Genomic DNA, 1,791 nt, shown 5'->3' with positions numbered 1-1,791 from the left:
TAGTACTTCAGACCGATGCTCAGTTGTGCCTTGCCGCCTTCTTCCTGCACTGCGAAGTCGTCGATGTAGCCTTCGTCCTTCAGGACCTTGGCGATCGCCGCTTTCAGCTTCGACGAGGGCATGACCACCGACGCCTTCTGCACGCCTTGGGCGTTGCGGATGCGCGTCAGCATATCGGCGATAGGATCGCTCATGCTCATACTGTTTCTCCTGTAGCCTGTGCGTAATTACCAGCTGGCTTTCGTCAGACCCGGAATTTCGCCCTTGAAGGCGATTTCGCGGATCTTGTTACGCGCCAGGCCAAACTTGCGGAAGGTACCGCGGGGACGACCGGTGATCGCGCAGCGATTACGCTGGCGGGTCGGATTCGCGTTGCGCGGGAGCTGTTGCAGCTCCAGACGCGCCAGATAACGCTCTTCTTCCGACTTTTCTTGGTCGTCAATAATGGCCTTGAGGTTTGCGCGCTTGGCGGCGTACTTCGCCACCAGCTTGGCGCGCTTCTTCTCACGTTCAATCAGAGCCAGTTTAGCCACGGTAACCCCTTAATTGCGGAACGGGAACTTGAACGCGTTCAGGAGAGCCTTGGCTTCCTCGTCGTTCTTTGCCGTCGTCGTGATGCTGATRTTSAGACCRCGCAGKGCRTCGAYCTTGTCGTAYTCGATYTCGGGGAAAATGATCTGCTCTTTSACRCCGATGTTGTAGTTGCCRCGGCCGTCRAACGAACGACCCGACACACCACGGAAGTCACGCACGCGCGGCAGGGCCACGGTCACGAAACGATCGAGAAATTCGAACATGCGCTCGCCACGCAGGGTCACCATCGCACCGATGGGGTAGCCCTGGCGGATCTTGAAACCGGCGATGGCCTTCTTGGCCTTCGTCACAACCGGCTTCTGACCAGCGATCTTGGTCAGGTCGCCCACGGCCAGTTCAATGACCTTCTTGTCATTGATGGCTTCGCCAAGACCCATGTTCAGGGTGATCTTGGTGATACGCGGCACTTCCATGACCGACTTGTAACCGAACTGCTCCATGAGCGCCGGCACAACCTTCTCTTTGTAAAACTCTTGCAGACGTGCTGCCATGCTCAACTCCTATCTGTGCCCAGAATCAAGCGGCCACGACGGCGCCGGTCGACTTCAGGAAGCGCACGCGCTTACCCTCTTCAACCTTGATGCCGACGCGCGACGGCTTGCCATTGGCATCCACGAGCGCAACGTTGGAAATATGCAGCGGCATGACCTTGTCGACCACACCACCGGTGGTGCCCAGCATCGGGTTCGGGCGAGCGTGCTTCTTGGCAACGTTCACACCTTCCACAACGACCTTGTCGCCGAGCATGGCTTGCACGGTACCGCGCTTGCCCTTGTCTTTGCCGGTCAGGACGATGACTTCGTCGCCTTTACGAATCTTGTTCATGGCGGCTCCTTACAGCACTTCCGGTGCGAGCGACACGATCTTCATGAAGCGCTCGGTACGGAGTTCACGAGTCACCGGCCCGAAAATACGGGTGCCGATCGGCTCGAGCTTGGTGTTCAGCAGGACAGCGGCATTGCTGTCGAACTTGACGAGCGAACCGTCTGCACGGCGCACGCCCTTGGCGGTACGTACAACGACGGCGTTGTAGATATCGCCCTTCTTTACGCGACCGCGCGGCGCTGCGTCCTTGACGGTCACCTTGATGATGTCGCCCACGCTCGCATAGCGGCGCTTGGACCCACCCAGCACTTTGATGCACAGCACTTCGCGCGCACCAGTGTTGTCGGCCACTTCGAGCCGGCTTTCTGTCTG

Annotated in this window: 5 protein-coding genes; all 5 read right to left on the bottom strand. The window is 58.7% G+C overall.

Translation table 11 applies throughout. The features are described 5' to 3' along the window. On the bottom strand, positions 1-194 hold a 194-nt coding region (rpsH, locus tag AC1DPR_RS31810; protein ID WP_477818001.1), incomplete at its 3' end, for a 30S ribosomal protein S8. A 33-nt stretch (positions 195-227) separates the two neighbouring features. Then, positions 228-533 (bottom strand): 30S ribosomal protein S14, encoded by a 306-nt coding sequence (gene rpsN / locus AC1DPR_RS31805; protein ID WP_092141234.1) that lies wholly within the window; start codon positions 531-533, stop codon positions 228-230. Positions 534-542: 9 nt separating this feature from the next. Next, positions 543-1,085 carry a 50S ribosomal protein L5 gene (rplE, locus tag AC1DPR_RS31800; RefSeq protein WP_477818000.1) on the bottom strand — a complete coding sequence of 181 codons (543 nt, stop codon included), beginning with the start codon at positions 1,083-1,085 and terminating at the stop codon, positions 543-545. Positions 1,086-1,110: 25 nt separating this feature from the next. Beyond that, a complete protein-coding gene (rplX, locus tag AC1DPR_RS31795) occupies positions 1,111-1,419 on the bottom strand; it encodes a 50S ribosomal protein L24 (RefSeq protein WP_092299428.1) in 309 nt (102 codons plus the stop codon). 9 nt (positions 1,420-1,428) lie between these two features. Next, positions 1,429-1,791 (bottom strand): 50S ribosomal protein L14 (gene rplN / locus AC1DPR_RS31790; protein WP_477817999.1); only part of this gene is annotated, 363 nt, incomplete at its 5' end.

The sequence above is a fragment of the Rhizobium sp. 01T417 genome (assembly GCF_056398905.1).
Note: the sequence above shows the minus strand (reverse complement) of the source record. Positions and strands in the feature narration are given on the sequence as shown.